Origin of the sequence: Cupriavidus sp. IK-TO18 (assembly GCF_015549295.1) — a bacterium.
Lineage (GTDB): Bacteria > Pseudomonadota > Gammaproteobacteria > Burkholderiales > Burkholderiaceae > Cupriavidus > Cupriavidus oxalaticus_A.
Genome location: NZ_JADGMP010000078.1, coordinates 1 through 1,709, shown reverse-complemented (window position 1 = coordinate 1,709; position 1,709 = coordinate 1). Strand labels below are relative to the sequence as shown.

Sequence of the window (1,709 nt, the reverse complement as noted above, 5' to 3'; positions counted from 1 at the left end):
AGCAGCACGTTCATGTGGCCGGGCATGCGGCCCGCCACCGGGTGGATCGCGTACTTCACAGTCACGCCCTTCTCGGTGAGCAGTTCGGTCAGTTCCTTCAGGGCATGCTGCGCGCGCGCCACGGCCAGGCCGTAGCCGGGGACGATGATCACGGTCTCGGCGTTGCCCATCAGGAAGGCGGCATCGTCGGCCGAGCCGGACTTCACGTTGCGCTGCGCCTGCGCGCCGGCGGACGCGCCAGCCGACGCATCGCCGCCGAAGCCGCCCAGGATCACGTTGAAGAACGAGCGGTTCATCGCGCGGCACATGATGTACGAGAGGATGGCACCGCTTGAGCCCACCAGCGAGCCGGCGATGATCAGCATCGGGTTGTTCAGCGAGAAGCCGATGCCCGCCGCCGCCCAGCCCGAGTACGAGTTCAGCATCGACACCACCACCGGCATGTCGGCGCCACCGATCGGGATGATGATCAGCACGCCCAGCACGAACGCGATCGCCAGCATGATCAGGAACGGCAGCCAGTCCTGCGACATGAAGAAGATCACGCCGAAGCCGACCATCGCCACCGCCAGCAGCAGGTTCAGCCAGTGCTGGCCGGGGAACACCACCGGCGCGCCCTGGAACACGCGGAACTTGTAGCGCCCGGCCAGCTTGCCGAAGGCGATCACCGAACCGGAGAAGGTGATGGCGCCGACAAAGCAGCCGATGAACAGCTCGATCCGGTTGCCCAGCGGAATATCGTTCGAACCGACCGGCGCGATGCCGAATGCCGCAGGCTCCGCGACCGCGGCCACCGCGATGAACACCGCCGCGAGACCGATCAGCGAGTGCATCGCCGCGACCAGCTCGGGCATCCTGGTCATCTGCACCTTGCGCGCCACGTAGGCGCCGATGCCGCCGCCGACCACCAGCGCCGCCAGGATCAATGCCAGCCCGCTGCCGGTGTTGCCGGCCTCGCCCGCGCCCGCCAGCACCTCGTTCTTCAGCTTCAGGATCAGCGCCACCGTGGTCAGCGCGGCCACCAGCATGCCCGCCATGCCGAAGGCATTGCCGCGCCGTGCCGTGGTCGGGTGCGACAGCCCCTTCAGCGCCTGGATAAAGCAGACCGATGCGCCCAGGTAGGACAGCGTCACCAGATTCATCGACAGGCCGTTCATCGCGCCACCTCCGCCAGCTTCCCGCCCGCCTGCGCGCTGTCCTGCGGCGGTGCCTTCGGTGCCTTCTTGCGGAACATCTCCAACATGCGCTGCGTGACCAGGAAGCCGCCGAACACATTGACCGCCGCCAGCGCCACCGCCAGCGTGCCCATGGCCCGGCCGACATTGCCTTCGGTCAGTCCTGCGGCCAGCATCGCGCCGACGATGATGATGGCCGAGATCGCATTGGTCACCGCCATCAGCGGCGTATGCAGCGCGGGCGTGACGGTCCAGACCACGTGGTAGCCCACGTAGATCGCCAGGACAAAGATGATCAGGTTGATCACCGTGTGGCTAACCATTTCCATTGAGGTCTCCTTTGAATCAGCCGGCCAGCGCCGCTTCCTTGCGTCCCGCCACCAGGCAGGCGGCGACGATGTCGTCTTCGAGGTTGAGCGTGAGCTGGCCATCCTTGTCGACGACAAGCTTGAGGAAATCCAGCACGTTGCGCGCGTAGAGCGCCGAGGCGTCGGCCGCCACCATGCTGGCCAGGTTGGTATGGCCGATGAGGGT

General features: G+C 66.6%; 2 protein-coding genes and 1 pseudogene. All 3 read right to left on the bottom strand.

Features of this window, described 5'->3' with window-relative positions; genetic code table 11:
• A partial coding sequence (locus IPF36_RS34160) for an NAD(P)(+) transhydrogenase (Re/Si-specific) subunit beta (RefSeq protein WP_195432352.1) occupies positions 1 to 1,157 on the bottom strand: 1,157 nt, incomplete at its 3' end.
• Positions 1,154 to 1,504, bottom strand: a complete 351-nt coding sequence (locus IPF36_RS34155; protein WP_133095773.1) for an NAD(P) transhydrogenase subunit alpha — start codon at positions 1,502 to 1,504, stop codon at positions 1,154 to 1,156. The genes IPF36_RS34155 and IPF36_RS34160, both read right to left, overlap by 4 nt.
• A gap of 16 nt (positions 1,505 to 1,520) precedes the next feature.
• Positions 1,521 to 1,709: pseudogene (locus IPF36_RS34150) on the bottom strand (NAD(P)(+) transhydrogenase (Re/Si-specific) subunit alpha); the annotation flags it as partial.